The sequence below is a fragment of the Acinetobacter sp. V89_7 genome (assembly GCF_029967895.1).
In the GTDB taxonomy this organism is placed as follows: domain Bacteria; phylum Pseudomonadota; class Gammaproteobacteria; order Pseudomonadales; family Moraxellaceae; genus Acinetobacter; species Acinetobacter soli.
The window spans coordinates 152022-170696 of record NZ_JASCAJ010000032.1; the positions used below are offsets into that span (position 1 = coordinate 152022).

21 protein-coding genes are annotated in these 18675 nt (G+C 44.8%); 7 read left to right on the forward strand and 14 right to left on the reverse strand.

Features of this window, described 5'->3' with window-relative positions; genetic code table 11:
- The first annotated feature begins 15 nt into the window (after window positions 1–15).
- The 3 genes from QLG00_RS13440 to msrA all read left to right on the forward strand — a co-directional run bounded on the left by QLG00_RS13440 (window position 16) and on the right by msrA (window position 2397).
- The gene (locus QLG00_RS13440; RefSeq protein ID WP_282471198.1) at window positions 16–1074 is read left to right on the forward strand and encodes a DUF4105 domain-containing protein; all 1059 of its coding nucleotides are present in this window, start codon (window positions 16–18) and stop codon (window positions 1072–1074) included.
- Between the two features lie 206 nt (window positions 1075–1280).
- Window positions 1281–1769 carry an META domain-containing protein gene (locus QLG00_RS13445; RefSeq protein ID WP_282471199.1) on the forward strand — a complete coding sequence of 163 codons (489 nt, stop codon included), beginning with the start codon at window positions 1281–1283 and terminating at the stop codon, window positions 1767–1769.
- A gap of 106 nt (window positions 1770–1875) precedes the next feature.
- Entirely contained in the window at window positions 1876–2397 is a 522-nt protein-coding gene (gene msrA / locus QLG00_RS13450) for a peptide-methionine (S)-S-oxide reductase MsrA (RefSeq protein WP_004932778.1), read from the forward strand.
- A gap of 54 nt (window positions 2398–2451) precedes the next feature.
- Here msrA and QLG00_RS13455 read toward each other — a convergent pair whose 3' ends face one another.
- The 5 genes from QLG00_RS13455 to QLG00_RS13475 all read right to left on the reverse strand — a co-directional run bounded on the left by QLG00_RS13455 (window position 2452) and on the right by QLG00_RS13475 (window position 6228).
- Window positions 2452–2856 (reverse strand): biopolymer transporter ExbD, encoded by a 405-nt coding sequence (locus QLG00_RS13455; protein ID WP_004932775.1) that lies wholly within the window; start codon window positions 2854–2856, stop codon window positions 2452–2454.
- The gene (locus QLG00_RS13460; protein WP_004943757.1) at window positions 2856–3479 is read right to left on the reverse strand and encodes a MotA/TolQ/ExbB proton channel family protein; all 624 of its coding nucleotides are present in this window, start codon (window positions 3477–3479) and stop codon (window positions 2856–2858) included. Before QLG00_RS13460 ends, QLG00_RS13455 begins: the two co-directional genes overlap by 1 nt.
- Before the next feature lie 19 nt (window positions 3480–3498).
- Window positions 3499–4281, reverse strand: a complete 783-nt coding sequence (locus tag QLG00_RS13465; RefSeq protein WP_282471200.1) for an energy transducer TonB — start codon at window positions 4279–4281, stop codon at window positions 3499–3501.
- 306 nt (window positions 4282–4587) lie between these two features.
- The gene (gene purU, locus QLG00_RS13470) at window positions 4588–5454 is read right to left on the reverse strand and encodes a formyltetrahydrofolate deformylase (protein WP_004932769.1); all 867 of its coding nucleotides are present in this window, start codon (window positions 5452–5454) and stop codon (window positions 4588–4590) included.
- Between the two features lie 84 nt (window positions 5455–5538).
- Window positions 5539–6228 (reverse strand): TetR/AcrR family transcriptional regulator, encoded by a 690-nt coding sequence (locus QLG00_RS13475; RefSeq protein WP_004932767.1) that lies wholly within the window; start codon window positions 6226–6228, stop codon window positions 5539–5541.
- A gap of 118 nt (window positions 6229–6346) precedes the next feature.
- Between QLG00_RS13475 and QLG00_RS13480 the strand changes: the two genes are divergently transcribed.
- The 4 genes from QLG00_RS13480 to QLG00_RS13495 all read left to right on the forward strand — a co-directional run bounded on the left by QLG00_RS13480 (window position 6347) and on the right by QLG00_RS13495 (window position 10227).
- A complete protein-coding gene (locus tag QLG00_RS13480; RefSeq protein WP_004932763.1) occupies window positions 6347–7795 on the forward strand; it encodes a coniferyl aldehyde dehydrogenase in 1449 nt (482 codons plus the stop codon).
- Window positions 7796–7961: 166 nt separating this feature from the next.
- Window positions 7962–8198, forward strand: coding sequence for a 50S ribosomal protein L28 (rpmB, locus tag QLG00_RS13485; protein ID WP_000048256.1), 237 nt, complete (start codon window positions 7962–7964; stop codon window positions 8196–8198).
- Between the two features lie 12 nt (window positions 8199–8210).
- Window positions 8211–8366 (forward strand): 50S ribosomal protein L33, encoded by a 156-nt coding sequence (rpmG, locus tag QLG00_RS13490; protein ID WP_001205031.1) that lies wholly within the window; start codon window positions 8211–8213, stop codon window positions 8364–8366.
- A gap of 142 nt (window positions 8367–8508) precedes the next feature.
- Window positions 8509–10227, forward strand: a complete 1719-nt coding sequence (locus tag QLG00_RS13495; RefSeq protein ID WP_151745859.1) for a cation:proton antiporter — start codon at window positions 8509–8511, stop codon at window positions 10225–10227.
- A gap of 43 nt (window positions 10228–10270) precedes the next feature.
- Here the strand turns inward: QLG00_RS13495 and QLG00_RS13500 are convergent, their stop codons facing one another.
- The 9 genes from QLG00_RS13500 to QLG00_RS13540 form a co-directional block, all read right to left on the reverse strand.
- Window positions 10271–10549 (reverse strand): hypothetical protein, encoded by a 279-nt coding sequence (locus QLG00_RS13500; RefSeq protein WP_004932755.1) that lies wholly within the window; start codon window positions 10547–10549, stop codon window positions 10271–10273.
- Window positions 10550–10661: 112 nt separating this feature from the next.
- Window positions 10662–11165, reverse strand: a complete 504-nt coding sequence (locus tag QLG00_RS13505) for a DUF6586 family protein (RefSeq protein ID WP_004932752.1) — start codon at window positions 11163–11165, stop codon at window positions 10662–10664.
- Between the two features lie 75 nt (window positions 11166–11240).
- Window positions 11241–11603: an ASCH domain-containing protein gene (locus QLG00_RS13510; RefSeq protein WP_282471201.1), complete on the reverse strand. Its 363-nt coding sequence runs from the start codon at window positions 11601–11603 to the stop codon at window positions 11241–11243.
- Window positions 11604–11644: 41 nt separating this feature from the next.
- Window positions 11645–11896, reverse strand: a complete 252-nt coding sequence (locus QLG00_RS13515; protein WP_282471202.1) for an RNA-binding protein — start codon at window positions 11894–11896, stop codon at window positions 11645–11647.
- Window positions 11897–11994: 98 nt separating this feature from the next.
- Window positions 11995–13983, reverse strand: a complete 1989-nt coding sequence (locus tag QLG00_RS13520) for an ATP-dependent helicase (protein WP_282471203.1) — start codon at window positions 13981–13983, stop codon at window positions 11995–11997.
- Window positions 13984–14131: 148 nt separating this feature from the next.
- Window positions 14132–16777, reverse strand: coding sequence for a type I DNA topoisomerase (topA, locus tag QLG00_RS13525; protein WP_111812446.1), 2646 nt, complete (start codon window positions 16775–16777; stop codon window positions 14132–14134).
- A gap of 32 nt (window positions 16778–16809) precedes the next feature.
- Complete coding sequence (locus QLG00_RS13530) at window positions 16810–17259, reverse strand: hypothetical protein (RefSeq protein WP_004943776.1); 450 nt, start codon at window positions 17257–17259, stop codon at window positions 16810–16812.
- Between the two features lie 110 nt (window positions 17260–17369).
- Window positions 17370–18368 carry a hypothetical protein gene (locus QLG00_RS13535; protein WP_282471204.1) on the reverse strand — a complete coding sequence of 333 codons (999 nt, stop codon included), beginning with the start codon at window positions 18366–18368 and terminating at the stop codon, window positions 17370–17372.
- A gap of 37 nt (window positions 18369–18405) precedes the next feature.
- A complete protein-coding gene (locus QLG00_RS13540) occupies window positions 18406–18651 on the reverse strand; it encodes a SlyX family protein (RefSeq protein WP_004932731.1) in 246 nt (81 codons plus the stop codon).
- Between the last annotated feature and the right edge of the window lie 24 nt (window positions 18652–18675).

Genomic DNA, 18675 nt, shown 5'->3' on the forward strand with positions numbered 1-18675 from the left:
AGCTGATTGTTGGTTATGCATACAACTGGAAAAAAAGAATTTTTACATGCCCTAGGGATGGGGCTTTTACATATGATTTTCAGTGTTTTTGTGATCTGCTCAAGTATTTGGGTGTGTGCAGCACTCTGGATTCAGCAACCTTTTGGATGGCTAGGTAGTCGAATTCTCATCGGGATCTGGATTGTTTTTGCCCTCAGCGTATTGGGGATTTATATCAGTCAGCATATTTTAGGGCGCGGTAAAGATATCGTGCTGTACATGCTGGCATTCTTAGTTGCACTCCTGTGGTATTTTTCATTGGCGCCCGCGCAAAATCGTGATTGGGACCCTGAGGTCGCTCGGCTACTAGATTACCAACGCCAAGGAGATCAGATTACCCTGCACAATGTACGAAATTTTGACTGGCAACCTGATGGCCAGTATACCGAACGCTGGGAAACTCGCCATTACAACCTGAATCAGCTTCGAGGGGTCAATATCATTACCTCATACTGGATGGGCCCGCAAATTGCCCATACCTTGGTGAGCTTTGATTTCGAACAGCAAAAACCACTGGTGTTTTCCATCGAAATCCGTAAGGAAAAAAATGAGAATTTTTCGGCAATTGGTGGTTTTTTTCGGCAGTTTGAATTAAGCCTAGTCGCAGCCGATGAAAAAGATATTGTGTATACCCGCAGCAATGTTCGCCATGAACAGGTCTATCTGTTTCCTGTTCAGGTATCTAAAGAGCAAGCCAAGGCTTTATTTTTGGAATACCTTAAAACCTCAGATGAACTACGGGCAACACCAAAATGGTACAACACCCTGACCAGTAACTGCACCACCTTGGTTTTTGATATGGCACAAGCCATCAATCCAGATGAACTTCCTAAAGATTATCGCTTACTGGCGTCGGGATACCTACCAAACTACTTATATGACTTAGATGTACTCAGTCATGACTACAGCATTGCCAAGTGGTATCAGATGGCTTACATCAATGAACGGGCAGCCGAGTATGAGAAATTCAAACACCAAAACAGTCTAAATTTCTCAGAAGTGATTCGTTATGGTATTCCACAGCCGAAGCAGTGACGCCTCAATCTTCGAGGATTACCCCGTTCTTCAACCCGATTATGCTGTATATTTTTTCTTAATGATCGAGAATCGATCGGGTTAGATCTTGTCTCATCATCTCGTAAAATAAGCTTACACAATCACACGCTTTTCTACTCGATGTATCTACATTGATTTGTTTTGCTACTGCTCAAGAACAAGTTGTGAAGCAAAGAGACATCAACATGATCAAAACATGGCTAACAGGGACTTGCCTGTGTGCAAGCGTGCTTTTTACCGGATGTGCGGTAACCCCTTCGACATCATCAACTGATTCTACGACCAAAACAGCTGTAACCTCTAGCAGTAGCGCCAATGCGAGCACGGCCAATGTACTGCTTGATCGCAACTGGACGGCTACTGAAATTAATGGCTTTCAAATTAGTACTCAGGTCGCGAATAAACCGAGTTTGAAATTTGATTCAAAAACACAGCGATTTAGCGGTACAGATGGATGTAATCGTATGATGGGAAGTTTTAAGGCAGACGCCGAATCACTTCAATTGGGCGCTGCGGCATCGACCAAGATGATTTGTCCAAATACGGATCAAAACATCAGTGTGCAATATCAGCAAGCACTTACAAACGTATCGCGTTACCGAGTAAGCCCTGAACATCTCATTCTGATGGATCAAAGCGGACGTATCGTGATGGCTCTCGATGCATCAAAATAAAGACATTGTGTCTTATGGTCTTTTAATTGAGCAGGTCGCCTCAATATAGATTGTACGTAAACGAAAAAACGTGATATTAAAACCCTTTGCTATTTCGAGGAAAACCATGCAACAGGCATTATTTGGCGGCGGATGTTTCTGGTGTACTGAAGCAGTATTCTTACAAATCCGTGGCATCGAAAAAGTTGTCAGCGGTTATGCAGGCGGTGATACACAAAATCCGACCTACGAACAAGTCTGCACAGGTGAGACCAATCACGCAGAAGTGATTTTGGTGGACTTTGACGAAACACAGGTCAGCTACGACGATTTACTGCACGTGTTTTTTGCTATCCACGATCCAACCACGCTGAACCGTCAAGGCAACGATATCGGTACGCAGTATCGTTCTGTCATTTATTATTTTGACGAGCAACAAAAAGCAGATGCAGAAAAACTCATTCAAGAGTTAAAAGCCGAAGGCATGAATGTAGTCACCGAGCTCAGCCCAGTACCTACTTTTTATGCGGCTGAAGATTATCATCAAGATTTCTACACCAAGAATCCGTCTCAAGGCTTTTGTAATTTTGCAATTCCCCCAAAAATTGCTAAATTACGTAGCAAATTTCAGTCTTTACTTAAGGCCTGAACAAAAAAAGCAACTCGATCGAGTTGCTTTTTTATTGCGCTCAATCTAGAGCGTTTAATTTTCACTGACAAAAGCAATATCGCTGAGTCCGGCTCCACTCGCGCGAGACATCACTTGTGCCACAGTATCATAACGTGAGGCTTTATCGGCTTTTAGCATAACTGTCGGCTTTTGCGCCTGCTGGCCTGCCTCTTGAAAACGCTGATTAAGCTCATCTAACGTAATGGTTTCTTGCCCCCAAGAGACATCACCATTGGCATTGATGCTAATGGTAATCTCTTTCGGTGGCGGTGGCTGAATCTCAGCCGTGGTTTTTGGCAAACTTAATGGTACCGATGGGTTTGCAACCGTTGCTGTGACCAAAAAGATGATCATCAGTACCAACATGATGTCAATTAACGGAATGAGATTCATCTCATTCATGCCACTGTCGTGGTCTTCACCCAATTGAAATGCCATTAAGCCTGACCTCCAGCAAAGCTTTGTTGCGCTGCCTTCACTTCAGTTTTGTGTTCAGCAGATTCTTGCTGCAACATGGTATCGATCAGCAAGCTATGAGCCTGATCTTGTAAATCATGTGCTAAACCGCGGTTGTAACGTACACAGATGTTGTATGCCAATACCGCAGGAATCGCAACGGCCAGACCTAAACCGGTCATGATCAGCGCTTCACCTACCGGTGTCGCAACTTGTGCCAACCCTGCTTGTCCGCTTTTACCCACTGCCACCAGCGCATGGAAGATTCCCCAAACCGTACCAAACAGACCGACAAACGGTGCCAAAGAAGCAATGGTACCGAGTACTGCAACGCCTTTTTCTGCACTGGATTTTTCTGCAGAAATCTGACGCAGTAACGCCTGCTCTGCCACTGCCTTACGCTGCTCGAAAGTCAAGTGAACAAACTTGGCTTTCAGACTGCTCAGTGCTTTAGCGAGTTGAGCATAAGCTTGTTGTTTTAATTGGCGGGTTCCCATCAAACGTAAGATAAGAATCGTCCAGGTTGCAATCGACATTGCCAAAAGCACGAAGTACAGTGTTTTGCTGACTGCATCTGCATGTTGCCAATAAACTGAAAAGTTCATACTCGAACTCCTGAAAATGTTAGCCGTTAGGATTTAATGTTAAGTCAAAGGGTTGCTCAGCACGAATAGGGTAAGCAACACCATTTTCTTTATACGGTTTAAATTTTGCACTACGTACCGCACGCAGAATCTTGTCATCAAGCGCAGGCACACCACTACTACGGGTAATCCGCGCATTGATAATCTTGCCAGTTTCGTCCGCCTCAATCATCACCACAATACTGCGTGTTTGACCTTGCAAATCACGGTTGGTATATGAAGGACGCGGTGTGCGACTCCACTGCACCCCAGCACCGCCAATCGATACACTCTTTGGTGACGGGTCGCGGTTCACCTGCGGCTGTGCAGCAGGTTGAGGCTTGGCTTTTTCAACAACCTTTTCCGTAACGGTGGTGGTTGTCGTCACTGGTTTGAAGTCTACCTGAGGCTCAGTTTTCACCACTTGTTTTGGCGTTTCTGCTTGCTTGACCTGTTGAACCTTTTCGACTTTTTTCGGTGGTGGTGCAACTTTCTCTACCACCTTGACTTCCTTCACCTCTTTTTTCGGCTTAGGTTGCTCTTTTTTCGGTTCAGGCTTTGGTTCAGGTGGGCGCGGCGGCGGTGCTTGAATTTTTACAAAGCGCACATTGAGTGGTTTTTGTTCAATGGGTTTGAGTTCTGGGCTTTTCATCTGGTTGACAGCCCATAACACTCCCGCATGGCCAATCACAACCGCGACAAGTGCAGTGACGACTTTTTTCTTCATCGGATTGGGAGAATTCGGAGGTGTAGAATTCATCGATAGTGCAGGAGATTGACTCATAAGAATCTAATTACCTATTTGAGAAGCAATTCACAATCACAACATGTCATCGCGATACAGCTTATCGGTTCAAACAATTAAAGTATCGCAATAATAAATGAGAAGTGTTTTCATTTTCAACTGTTTTTTTTCACATTCAAAAGATCTACTGAAATTTCAATATTTCTCATTTGATTGGAAAATGCGATACACCCTCTTTATATCAAGATGCATGACTGGTACACATCCTTTAAATGAAATGCTATATCATAACATCAATAAGATTAAAAAAAGTATGCGGCATGCATACTTTTTTAGGAAATAAACTTATTGAAACACGACAGTTTTGTTGCCATCGACAATAATTCGATCTTCTAAGTGCCATTTGACTGCACGTGCCAGTACGTTACGCTCAACATCTTGGCCCAGCTCGCGTAATTGCTCAACAGTAAAGTCATGATTGACACGCTCGACATCTTGTTCAATGATCGGCCCCTGATCCAAATCCGCAGTCACGTAGTGAGCAGTTGCACCAATCAGCTTCACCCCTTTTTCATGCGCTTGCTTGTACGGATTTGCCCCTACAAATGCAGGCAAGAATGAGTGATGAATATTAATAATTTTCATCTCCCAGTTTTCAACAAAAGTCTCATCTAGGATTTGCATGTAACGTGCAAGGACTAACAAGTCATTGCCCTGCATCAATTCATCAATTTTGGCGTACGCTTCGCGTTTGTTTTCCTTGTTGACGGGCACCACTTCAAATGGAATACCAAAGTTTTCCACGGCCTCACGTAAATCTTCGTGATTTGAAATGACTTTGGTAATTTCACACGGTAAACCACCGCGCGCATGACGCCAAAGCAATTCAAGTAAGGCATGATCCACTTTCGATACCAAAACACCCACTTTTTTCAGATCGTTGACAAATGCCAAACGCCATTGCATGTTATAGCGCTCTGCAACATTGGCCGAAAAAGTCTGAATCAAGGTATCCTTACGACTTTGTAAATGTTCTAACTCAAACTCAACACGCATGAAGTAACGTCCGCCTTGAGCCTCTGTAGCGTATTGATCAAGTGCGGTAATATTTGCTCCCTGATGATACAAAAAGCTCGATACAGCTTGCACGATCCCGGGCCTGTCTTCACAAGTAATCAGTAGACGTGCTGTATTGGCAGTAGTGGTGTTCATTTGATTAATATCACTATAGGTCAGTTTAAAAACAAGCGGGCTATTCTAGCGCGTTTTTATCGCAGACTGAATAGGGTCTGACAATTACTCGGTTTTCGAGGAAATGCGCGCAAACAAATCAGATGGACCAAAGCTCTCAAGCAAACGCTCGTAGGTTTCGCGGCTTTCTCCCATCAAATATGGCCCTTCTAAAAATACCATTTGACGTAGTGCCTGCCACACCCATTTTTCTTCCAGATGATTACTGTCGCTAATATGGCCCGACATATACAAGAAGTTGGTCCAGTTGGTCAGCACAATCCATAAATTGATGATCAGGGCTTCAATTTCAGAAGCCGTCATTTTCATCAAACCCGCGTCGACGAAAGCCTGATAAATTTTTTGCCCTTGCTGCATCACCTGCCCAGCAAATTTTGGATAGATCTTTTTAAAGTCATCATTGTTTTCAATTAAATGATAAACATCCCGATGCAAAAAACGGTATTCCCATAACTGACTACTGAGCACTTGAAAATAACGAATCTTGTCATTGGCATTGAGCAATCGATCTTTGGGCAAGGCCAGCATATCCAGTGTTTCACGCTGGTACTGCTCCATAAGCTCCTTAATAATCTCTTGCTTGTTGCGAAAGTGATAATACAAATTACCCGGGCTAATGCCCAATTCAGAGGCAATATGATTGGTGGTGACAGACCGCTCACCACGCTCATTAAACAGTTGCAAGCTGGTATGCAAAATACGATCTTTCGTTTTGACTGTTTTCGATGCGGACATTGTTTACAACCGTTGATATCTAATGCATTAGAAAACTAACACAGAAACCTTCTTGACTCTTTAGAGTATTTACTCTAAAAATTATATATAGCTCAGTTCCACACTATGGTAACGCGTCATGAACAGTCAAACAAAAACAACTTCGATGACTCCACATTCACTTGATGTTCATCACTTACACGATGTCCTAGAGCAGCAAAAACGTGCCTATGAGCGTTATCCTGTTCCATCTGCAAAAGATCGTATTGATCGATTGGCTCGTCTGAAACGTATTTTGGTCAAATATCAGGACCAGTTTGCAGAGGCCATTAATCGCGATTATGGCAACCGTTCGATTGGTGAAACCAAAATCGGTGAACTACTCACCTGTCTCGAACATATTGGCTATTATAGCAAGCATTTGACACAGTGGATGAAACCGTCCAAACGCCATATCAGTATTTTGCATCAACCGGCCAAAGGCTGGGTCGAGTATCAACCGCTCGGTGTAATTGGGATTATTACGCCTTGGAACTATCCATTGCTGCTGTCTGTAGGGCCACTTATTTGTGCGCTGGCCGCTGGCAACCACGCCATGATTAAAATTTCCAGTGCCTCTAGTCAATTTGGTCAAGTCCTTGAAAATGCCCTTTCAGAAGCTTTCCCGCAAGAGTTGGTTACCGTTATTAATGGCGGTGGTGCCATCTCGGATGCCTTTAGCCACCTTCCCTTCGACAAGATGATTTTTACCGGCTCAACTGCAGTGGGTAAAACGGTGATGGCGGCTGCGGCAGAAAATCTGGTACCGGTGATTTTAGAGCTGGGTGGAAAATCCCCAGCCATTGTCCATCCATCAATGGACATGAAAGAGGCTGCGCAGCGCCTTGCGGTGGGTAAACTCTGGAATGCAGGTCAGACCTGCGTCGCACCGGATTATCTCTTTTTACCTAAAGGCCGTGCTGCGGAGTTTATTGAAAACTTCAAGCTGATCGCAACGGGGATGTATCCACATTTGCGTGACAATCAAGATTACACGTCAATTGTCAACGACAAGCAGTATCGACGCCTGCAAGGCTATTTAGATGATGCACGTGCCCAAGGCGCACGTATTATCGAAATCAATCCACATAATGAATCACTTGAAGATGTGCGCAAGATTGCCCCAACGCTACTCACTGGGGTCACCACCGAAATGGACATCATGAAGAATGAAATCTTTGGTCCTATCTTCCCAATTTTTGAATATGATCAAATGGAAGACGTGATCGAGTTTATTAATCGCCGTCCACGCCCACTTGCGCTATACTACTTCGACTTTGATCAGGCACGTGCCGATTACATTGCACAGCGCACGCATTCGGGCCACTTCGGAATCAACACGGTATTGACTCATGTGGCGCAGGATGATCTTCCGTTTGGAGGCGTCGGTGCATCGGGTATGGGTAAATACCATGGCCCTGAAGGTTTTTTCAACTTGTCGCATGAACGTTCAATGATGTCGAATCCAAAGCTCTATAGCTTAAAATATATTCTGCCACCATTTAACAAACCGATTCATCGGCTTATTTCGAAAACACTTCTTCGATAACCTGATCAAGGCATGATCTGTTACACAGCTTCATGCCGCGTTTTTACCGAATTCGCTTGTCTTTTAATCGTATTTTTGGTATAAAACGCCCCTTGAATAAATTCAATCCGTTTATTTGTATGACTGGCCACAGATTTGCTGTTGGCTAAATCAATGGAGTTCCACCATGTCTAAGGTTTGCCAAGTTACCGGCAAGCGTCCAGTCGTTGGAAACAACGTCTCACACGCCAACAACAAAACCAAGCGCCGGTTCGAGCCGAACCTGCACCACCACCGTTTCTGGTTAGAAAGCGAAAAACGTTTCGTACGTCTTCGTCTAACCACTAAAGGTATGCGTATCATCGACAAATTGGGCATTGAAAAGGTTGTAGCTGATCTTCGTGCTCAAGGCCAAAAGATCTAAGGAGACCTTGCAATGCGTGACAAGATTCGCTTAGTTTCTTCAGCTGGTACTGGTTATTTCTACACTACCACGAAGAACAAACGTACTATGCCGGAAAAAATGGAAATCAAAAAATTTGATCCAAAAATCCGTCAACACGTGATTTTCAAAGAAGCTAAAATCAAATAATTTTAGATTCTGTAAAAAAACGACTTCAAATGAAGTCGTTTTTTTTTGCATTATTTTTGTTCTGCTTGTTAATATTTATCAATATAAAAATTTGGCATTTTTTTTGCTAATTCATACACATTCCATATTTAAGGAGTCTTGAGTGCCACATGACGTAGATTTAATTATTTTACTGGCAGTCGGATTTGGTTTGGCCTTATTTTTTGGCTATATCGCTGCACGTCTACGCCTTCCTCCGCTCATTGGCTATTTGGTTGCAGGTATTTTAATTAGCCCCAATACTCCAGGAATTGTCGCCGATATGAAACTCGCCAATCAATTGGCCGAGCTTGGGGTGATGTTTTTAATGTTTGGCGTGGGAATGCACTTTTCCCTCAGTGATTTACTTCAGGTACGCCGTATTGCGCTTCCCGGTGCGATATTACAGATTGCAGTGGCCACATTACTCGGTATTGGCGTGGCCATGTGGTGGGACTGGAGCTTCGGATCTGCCTTGGTCTTTGGTTTAAGTCTGTCGTGTGCCAGTACAGTGGTCTTACTCAAAGCGCTTGGCGATCGCGGCCTGCTCGATTCGGTCAACGGCAAAATTGCCGTCGGCTGGCTCTTGGTTGAAGATCTGGTGATGGTCTTGGTACTGGTACTGCTTCCTGCCATGGCCGTGCTGCTTGGCGGCAAAGAACTGGCACACGGTGCAACGAGCAGCAATATCTGGCTGACCATTGGCTTAACCCTGTTAAAAGTTGCAGGATTTATCGCTTTTATGCTGATTATCGGCAAACGTTTAGTGCCGATGATCATGCAGTTTGTGGCACGTCTGGGTTCCCGTGAGCTGTTTACCCTTACCGTGGTGGCTGCGGCAGTTTCGATCGCCTATGGCTCCTACGCTGTTTTTGGCGTGTCGATGGCACTTGGAGCGTTTTTCGCCGGCATGGTGGTGAAGGAATCCGATTTTAGTCACCGCGCCGAAGAAGAAACGCTCCCCCTACGTGAAATTTTTTCGATTTTGTTCTTTGTGTCTGTGGGCATGCTATTCGACCCACGCATTTTGCTTGAGCAACCGCTACAAATTTTGGCAGTTGTGGCGATTATCATGGTGGGTAAAACACTGGCCGCCATGGCACTGGTTTTGTTTTTTCGCTATCCGATCAATACCGCACTGACTGTCGGTGCCAGTCTGGCACAAATTGGCGAATTCTCGTTTATTTTGGCCACATTGGGTGTGACTTTAGGCCTACTCACGCTCGATGCGCAAAATCTGATTTTGGCAGGGGCGCTATTTTCAATCACCTTAAACTCTTTTATCTTCTCGGCTATTGAGCCAATCCAGCGCTGGATTAGAGAACGCTCACATCTGGCACGTTTACTCGAACGTAGTGGTGACCCGCTGGCGATGCTGCCCGATGAGCTTGATCAAACCTATTTACGTGATCAAGTGGTGATGGTCGGCTATGGTGAGGTTGGGCGACGCATTACCAAAACCCTCATGCAACAAGAGATTAAGGTGGTGATTGCAGAAGAAAACCGTGAAATTGTCGAAGATTTACGTAAAAAAGGCATTGCTGCAGTGAGTGGTGAAGCGACTGAGCCTAGCGTGCTGATTCAGGCACATATTATGCACGCCAGACTTTTGGTACTCTCGCCAATGGATATTATTGATATTCACCGGATTGTAGATATTGCCAAGCAGTTAAATCCACGCATTGAAGTGCTTTGCTGTGCAGAAAGTCACGAAGAAGCCGACGTGATTCGTAAAGACAATGTAGGACTGGTGTTTTATGCCAAAGAAGAAATGGCCAAAACCATGAGTGCCCATATTTTGGGGCAAATTGAACGTGCACATCAGGCACCAGTAACGCATTAAAAACAACAAATCTAAAAAAAGCGTACTTAAAGTACGCTTTTTTTTAACTCATAAATTCTGGTTGCTCATCCACGACCTCTGCATGCCATTGGTTCACTTGTTTTTCAAGTAAACCAAACAAAGCTGCCTGAATCATGTGCTGGGCAACAAGCGCGGTTTGATCGCCGAGAAGTGCTTTGACTTCATCGTTAAACTGGATCTTCACCAAAGGCTCTTGATTAGAGCCCGCATTGCGCAAGGCCAATTCGCCACCTTCAAGTTGAACCAACTCTAAGATTGCTTCTTGGTTACCAAATAATTCTTTCAACTGTTGTATCGACATAAACCCTCCATGCTTCAACATGGTGGCAAAGAGCACCTGCACTTTGCTAACTGTAGAATTTATATATAGGAGCTCTGCTTGAAAATTTCAAGCATCTCCATCGAAAGATGCACTAAAACTCAACCATTTCATTACGAAAACCGTCAATCAGCTGACTCAGTTCTCGGTGCCATTCACGGAGTATTTTGACATCGGGTAGCCACGATTGCGGCCCTTGCGTGACTTTAATAATCAAATTTGAAGAGGTTTCTTCTTCAGGTGTTGGCTCAGTCGGCTCAGGTGCATACTGACACATGCGATAAGCACGCTTGAGCTCTGCAATAAAGCCATCTTTGGCAATTTGCTGTAGCACGGCGACTTCAGGCGATACCTGCCCCTTTTCTGCCATTTTCTCTTCAATCGATTTGAGCGTCGGTTGCAGGTCGTTTAAACGATAATAACGCACCAGCTCTTGCAAAAACGCCAGCACTGCACCGTGCAAATGAAAGACGGCTGCCTCACGATATGCCTGTGCTTGCTGAACATGCTCAATCTGCTCGGCTTGCTGACACGCCAAACGCGCAAAATAAAGTTTTTGATTGGTTCGGTCGGCATGATAACGTGCAACACGGGACATACAATTTTCCTAATTTTTTGGCATGTGTTATAGGCCTAAGATTAAACTTAATTGAATTCAATGCACAATAAAAAATTACACCACATCCAACTCTATCCAATAAATCTTTCTTCGAGCTGGTATATCCACAGGAGGATGAATGGGCCTAATATTTTCAATGACCCAAGCCCAATAGCCATCTTCCCAATAGCTTGCTTTAGCCGCTTCAATCTCACTTTTCTGCCAAGCATGAACAGATGAAATATCCACCCATGCAACCGCTCGACCTAATTCCTCATCTCCATCCTGATTCAGATCATGTGCATTTTCAACAATAACTAAATCTTTAAGAGGAAGCTCATTGGGGCGCCATGAACGTATTTCCAAGGTTTTTATGCCTTCAGCAATATAGCTTCCCGATGGCGCAACAATCGATAAAGCAGGATAAATTCTTCTCATGATTTTCCCATAAAAAAAGGAGCATACGCTGCTCCTCTCCTTTAAGCCTGCGGCTTATCTTCAGCCTGCTTTACACGAATTCCTGTCCCATGTAAACGCAAAGTATTTAAACCTTTAATGGCTTTCACCGCTTCACGACCATGTGGCATCTCCACAAAAGCAAAGCCTTTAGATTTACCTGTTTCAGCATCTAAAATCAATTGGCAGGTTTCTACTATGCCATATTGTTGGAACAGTTCCAGTAACTCAGCTTCTGTGACAGTACGTTCTAAATTACGAACTAAAATTTTCATTTAACAACCTTCAAAAATAGGCAAAATCATCAAAAAGCAATCGCCTACGCTACTTTCTGAACATTGCACATCAACTACCACAATGTAATTCGCTTAGTTTAATCGAGATTAATCCCAAAATCTAAATTAATCGACTGTCGTTCCATTAAGGCACTTTTTACCGTTTGCTGGCGGGGTTTATGATGCGTTTCCAAGGTACACAGATTGCGGGTGAGATCATTTAAGAAATAGCTTTCAACTTTACGTCCTTGCTCATCCACCACATCTCGCGCCCACAGATTCAGATTTTGCTTGGTAAGAATCAGTTCATTCTGTGCACGAGTCAGCGCGACATAGAGCACCCGACGCTCTTCCTCGACCGCGTCAAAATCACCCTGAGCACGCGCATGTGGGTACTGACCAGCCGTCACATTCGCGACATAACACACTTTCTGCTCCGTACCTTTAGCAGAGTGAATGGTAATCAATGTGACTACATCTGTATCCGACTGACGTTCAATTTCAGAAATAGAAACAGGGTCAAGTACATATTCCTCAAGAAATTCGCTTAATTGTCCATGTTTGGAAGCCAATTGTTTAACCAACTCAAAGTCACCTTGGCGACGGTTCCAGTCTTTTTTATAGTTCTCGGCCAATTGTGCTTCAATTGCTTGAATACCCAAACCAACACACGCTTGTACTTCCTGCTTCAGCACCATCATCTGTTTCATCATCAATAAGGTTTCAACAGGAATACGTCCAAATTGTTCTAATTGATTAAAAATTAGTTCGAATTCAGGTTGAAGTAACAACTGCTGTGCCAGACGACTTGCCCCCACATCGCCCACCCCATTCCATAGGGTAAGAAAGCGCATCCACGCAATATCATCCAAAGGATTGGCAATCACACGTAATAAACTGAGTAAATCTTTCACATGGGCTGTTTCAAGCAGTTTCATCCCTCCAATAAACCGATACGGGACATTGGCTGCAATACATGCCGCTTCAATATGCCGCGCAGCAAAGCTAGAACGGACCAAGACCATATGATCCGACCAGTTATGCCCCTGCAAATAATGACGCTCTTTAATATCAATTGCGATCCATTTGGCTTCATCAAACTCATTCGGGAAAATATGCATGCGCGGCTTAACTCCCTCACCTCGATAGGCATCAAGACGCTTGTCATATTGAATCTCCGATTGATCGAGTAACCAATTCGAAAGGTCTAAAATTTCTTGGGTGGAGCGATAGTTCTTTTCCAGTTTATACACCACTGCATCTGGAACACGCTCCTTAAAATGGTGGATATTTTCAAAATCGGCACCGCGGAAGCCGTAGATGGACTGTGCATCATCACCAACGCAAAACAGGCTGACTTTATCCTTTAAAGGTTCAAGCAATGCCCACTGTAAGGGATTGGTGTCCTGCATCTCATCCACCAGCATATGCTTACAAATCGATGCGACATAATCAACCAAGCCTTCAGATTGATCGAGTGCTGAAGCCACAATCGCCAAAATATCATCATAGTCCAGAAAGCTACGTGCACGCTTGCGTGTCTCATACTCTTGCATGATCTTGGCAATTTGATCCTTAAATGCCAAATATTCAGGATGTTGTTTCTCTAAAGCATCACTCAATTTCTGGCGGGTATTACGCGCAAAAGAATACAAATCACATAGCTCTTGTGGCTTTGGAAGTTGATTTGGATTCTTCTTGTCATCTTTACCGCGAATCAGACGGAACATCATCAGTTGATCATCCCGATCAATAATCGAGAATTGTTCTAAACCAAAGGCTTGCGGTACACGGCGCAGCAGGTACATACAAAACGTATGAAAAGTCGATGCGCGGAGTCCTTTGGCTTGCTCCCCCAAAGCCAACTCGACCCGCGCCACAATTTCACTGGCTGAACGACGGGTAAAAGTTAAAATTTGAATTTGATTGGCAGGAACCCCTTGCTCAATGAGATAAGCTGCACGTGCCACGATGGTTTTGGTTTTACCACAGCCTGCTCCTGCTAGCACAAGACAATGCTGGGCCTGAGTCGTTGCAGCCGCGTGTTGCTGCGGATTTAACTCGCCCATTAATTGGTCAAAACTCATAGCACATCGATCAATTCAAAAATATGCCTTAGTGTAGCAGACTCTACTCCACCTGCGCATGGGGGCTTGTTTTCATCTGTGGCTCGCACCGCTTGCAAAACTACACAACAAAAAAATGCGAGCTGTTTGCTCGCATTTTTTATTGCACTTAGGCTTCGATCCACTTGCCCTTTTCAAACACCAGACTCCATTTGGTCTGTTTACCTTCTGGTGTTTCAGATCCGATGTACTGGGCCTGATTTTTTCGGCTGAATTTAATCAGTGTCGGATTACCTTCTGGGTCTGCATCGGGCGCATCCAAAAGATATTGATACTTTGGATCGAGTTGCTCGGCCACCGTGCGCAGCTCAGCCACTTTTGGCGCTCGCGTTTCACGAATTTTTGGAAACTTGCTGGCTGCCAAAAATAAGCCCGCAGCACCATCACGCAAGACAAAATAATCATCATGCTTGGTCGAGCGCAAGTGCTCCATCTTGATCGGATCTACACGCGGAGGTGCAGGTTGACCACTTTTCAATACTTTACGGGTATTGTCACAGCTGGTGCAGGCAAAGTATGGTCCAAAACGTCCCGTCTTGAGCTGCATTTCACCATCACATTTATCGCATGGGATGGTCGGGCCGTCATAACCCTTGATTTTAAACTCGCCTTCTTCGACTTCGTAGCCGTCACAATCTGGGTTGTTGCCACATACGTGCAGCTTACGGCCACCATCGATCACGTAGCTATCCATCGCGGTGCCACATTTTGCACAGCGATGTTTGGCCATCAAATCTGCTGTTTCAGCAGCATCATCGTCGGAAAATGCAGCCAACGATTCCACAGGGGTTAAGTTCAGGGTACCTTTGCAACGTTCTTTTGGTGGCAGGTTATAACCAGAACATCCTAAAAACACGCCTGTGGTGCCCGTACGAATCTGCATTGGTCGACCGCACAATTGGCAGGCCACATCTGGCACTTCAATCGGCTGATTACGACGCATGCCATCATTGCTGGCAGCAGTATTCAAACGATTTTTGAAATCACCATAAAAACTGTCGAGCAATTCTTTCCAGTTGCGTTCGCCTGTCGCGACTTTATCAAGCTGACCTTCTAAATCTGCGGTAAACGCATAATTCATCAGGTTGTTAAAGCTCTCGTCGAGTCGGTCCGTCACAATCTCGCCCATTTTCTCGGCAAATAAACGACGATTTTCCAGCTTGACATAGCCTCGATCCTGAATGGTCGAGATAATCGCCGCATAGGTCGATGGACGACCAATCCCACGTTTTTCCAGTTCTTTAACTAAAGAGGCTTCGGTAAAACGCGCAGGCGGTTTGGTAAAGTGCTGACTTGGATCGAGTTTTTCAAGTTTGAGTGTTTCGCCAACTTTTACCGCAGGCAGTAACACGTCGTCGTCGGATTTGTTGGCACCACGAACACGGGTAAAGCCGTCAAACACCAAGGTACGGCCTTTGGCACGTAATTCAATATTATTGGCATCGACTGTAAGCGTCGATGACAGATATTCAGCAGGCGTCATTTGGCATGCCACGAACTGACGCCAGATCAGATCATAAAGTCGCTGCGCATCACGTTCCATTCCTGTAAGTTGGTCACCTGTCAGTGCCACATTGGATGGGCGAATGGCTTCGTGCGCCTCTTGTGCACCAGCTTTGTTGCCATAGCGGTTTGGTTGAGCAGGAACATATTTGTCGCCAAACTGTTGCTGAATATGCTCGCGTACCATATTCACCGCATCATCACTTAAAAAAGTCGAGTCGGTACGCATATAGGTAATAAAACCAGCCTCATATAAGCGCTGTGCCATCATCATGGTCTTTTTCACTGAAAAGCCCAAACGTGTGCTGGCAGCCTGCTGCAAGGTCGAGGTGATATACGGTGCGCTTGGATTGACCTTGGTGGGTTTGTCTTCGCGCTGTGCAACTTTATATTCGGCATCTTGAAGCAGTTTCAAAACAGCATCGGTATCTGCTTTGTTACGCAGCTTCAGCGTTTTACCTGCTTGTTTAACGGCTTCTAAGCGAATTTGATCTTTTTTAGATAGCGTATCGGCAAAAATCTGCCAGTATTCTTCGGGAATAAAAGCACGAATTTCACGCTCACGCTCAACCACCAGCTTAACCGCGACCGACTGCACGCGTCCGGCAGATAAGCCACGTGCAATTTTTTCCCACAGTAAGGGCGAAATCATGAAGCCAACCACGCGATCTAGGAAGCGACGCGCTTGCTGAGCATTGACTTTATTGGTATCAAGCCGTGCGGGATGCTTAAATGCTTCCTGAATGGCATTTTTGGTGATTTCGTTAAACACCACGCGCTGATAACGACTCTCGTCGCCACCGATCACTTCTTTTAAATGCCATGCAATCGCCTCTCCCTCACGGTCCAAATCCGTTGCGAGATAAACTTCATCGACTTGCGAAGCAAGTTTTTTCAGCTCGGCCACGACATTTTCTTTGCCTGGCAAGACTTCATATTGCGCCGTCCAACCGTGCTCGGGATCTACTCCCATACGATTAATCAAGGCCGTTTGAGCTTTTTTCTCTTTTTCTTCAGCGCTGAGTTTGGCTCGGCTGACTGGCTTTTTTTCACTTGATTTGGCTGAACCACCTGTCGGCAAATCTCGCACATGGCCGACCGAAGACTTTACAATGTACTGAGAGCCTAAATACTTGTTGATGGTTTTCGCTTTAGCAGGCGACTCCACAATCACTAAGGCACGTTTATTCGCAGCAGACTCTGAAGATGCTGAAGTGCTCTTTTTGCTTGCGGATCGAGGGGCATTCGCCATAATAAACTGTTTTTCCTGTGAATTAATAATGTTTAGACTTCGGCGAGCTTAAGTAAATACGCTTTCATCTCGTCAAGTTGTGTTGCTTTTAGATCGGATTCTTCATCCCAGTACACGCCGACACAGTTTGCCTGCATATCAATAGCATAAATCCCTTTTAATGCAATGGTGGAATGATTAAATTTAGTATCCCCAGCCACGACATTGAGCTGATTGTCCACCACACGCGCACGCATTAGAGCTAAACGCGCTTCTGGAATCAGTACACTATAGTAGGCGACCATACTGGCACGGTTTTCAGAGGCCATCGGAATTTTTGTCCACTCAGGGGCTGGAACAAGACGTGGATGCAGTCCGATCTTACGCGCTTTGTCACGCATCAATCCTAACGCTTTTTCGCGCGGACTGACGCGCAAGCCAAAAATTGAGCCCAATACAAAGACCACGATAATAATCGCAACCCATAATCCTAAATGTTCCATAGTTAACCCTGTTCTACTCTTTTATTAGAGTTGCATAAGCGCAACATAAAACGCAAGTTTTTCATGCAAAGCATCTTAAGCTGGCGCAATGGCCTGTAAAACGAATGCGTTCAGTGAATAAATGTCTGGGCTGTATAATGTAGCTGATCATCATCTAACTGAATGTATCCCTTATCCATTAAACCTTTCAAAAGATGGTGAATATTGGCTTTAGGAAACCAGTCTTGCAACATATCGCGTAAGCTGAAAATATCTTTGGGCCGTGCCAGTTTAAGTTCATGGAGTTTTTGTAACGCCTGCCATTGCAACTCATCTAAAGACGGCGGAAAAGGCCCTTCGGCTGGCGCCTGCTGTTCTTTTAAAAACTGCATGATGGTATCGACATCCCCCACCACCACTTGTGGCATCGCGCTATGGGCCTGGCTTTTCTTCGGCTGTACCGCGGGCGGCTGAGTCTTTGTGCTAGACGCAAGTTCAAGTGCTATCCATTGTTTTAGCATCTTTTTACGAAAGCGCACTTGCCCTTGATCGCGTTTAATCAATTTTAAACTCACCAGCAGCGCCAGAACTTGCGGCACCTGATCTGCACTGAGTTTTAAGATATTGGCAATCGAATTTTTAAGGGCGTCCATGGTCAAGGGTAAACGATCGGGAGCTTGACCAATTGCATCACAGTAGCGCTTGATTTGTAATAAAGCCGGTTGTTCGGCCACAGTATGTGCAGCCGGCATCGCACTGCTGTTCGTCTCTAGGCGCGCAGTATCTTGTGTAACAACCGTTTTGCCCGCTGCGCGCAGCAACTCCGCCAGTTCATTTGCGGCTGAATGCTTCGACTGGAGCTCTATCGATGCTTCCGGATCTAAAAGTGCCAGCAACTGTCCTGCAAGCAAGGCATAGGCCGAAGATTTAGCCGTATGTGTTGGTGTGTCGAGTACCACCAGTTGCCCACTGCTGACCCAACTCGCTAACTCCGTGAGCGCCTGCAAATTACAGGTGAGTTTGTCACGTAAATTAAACACATAAATCAGCTGATCATTTTCAATATATGAACGCAAAAGGTCGATCTGAATGGAGGTCTTTTCCAGATCGATGAGCAGAATACTTTTCATTTCAGATCACTTTGGGGCAAAAGGTGTCAGGTTAAACTTAATAATGTGGCGGCTTATTGGTCATCGGATCGAAAGGCGCAATACCTTCGGATAAATCGGAGGCGTCGACACGCTGATATAAAATTTGCATTTGTTTTTTCAAATCAGCAATTTCAAGTGACTGTAAAGCCAACTGTGTATTTAATTGCTCAACTAATTCATCTAAAAATGCAATTCGGACTTGCAAATCTTCAATGGGTGCGGAAAATGACGCATGATCATCAGACTCTGTTGGTTTAGTCATTTAACTCTCCTCATTTGGGATTCT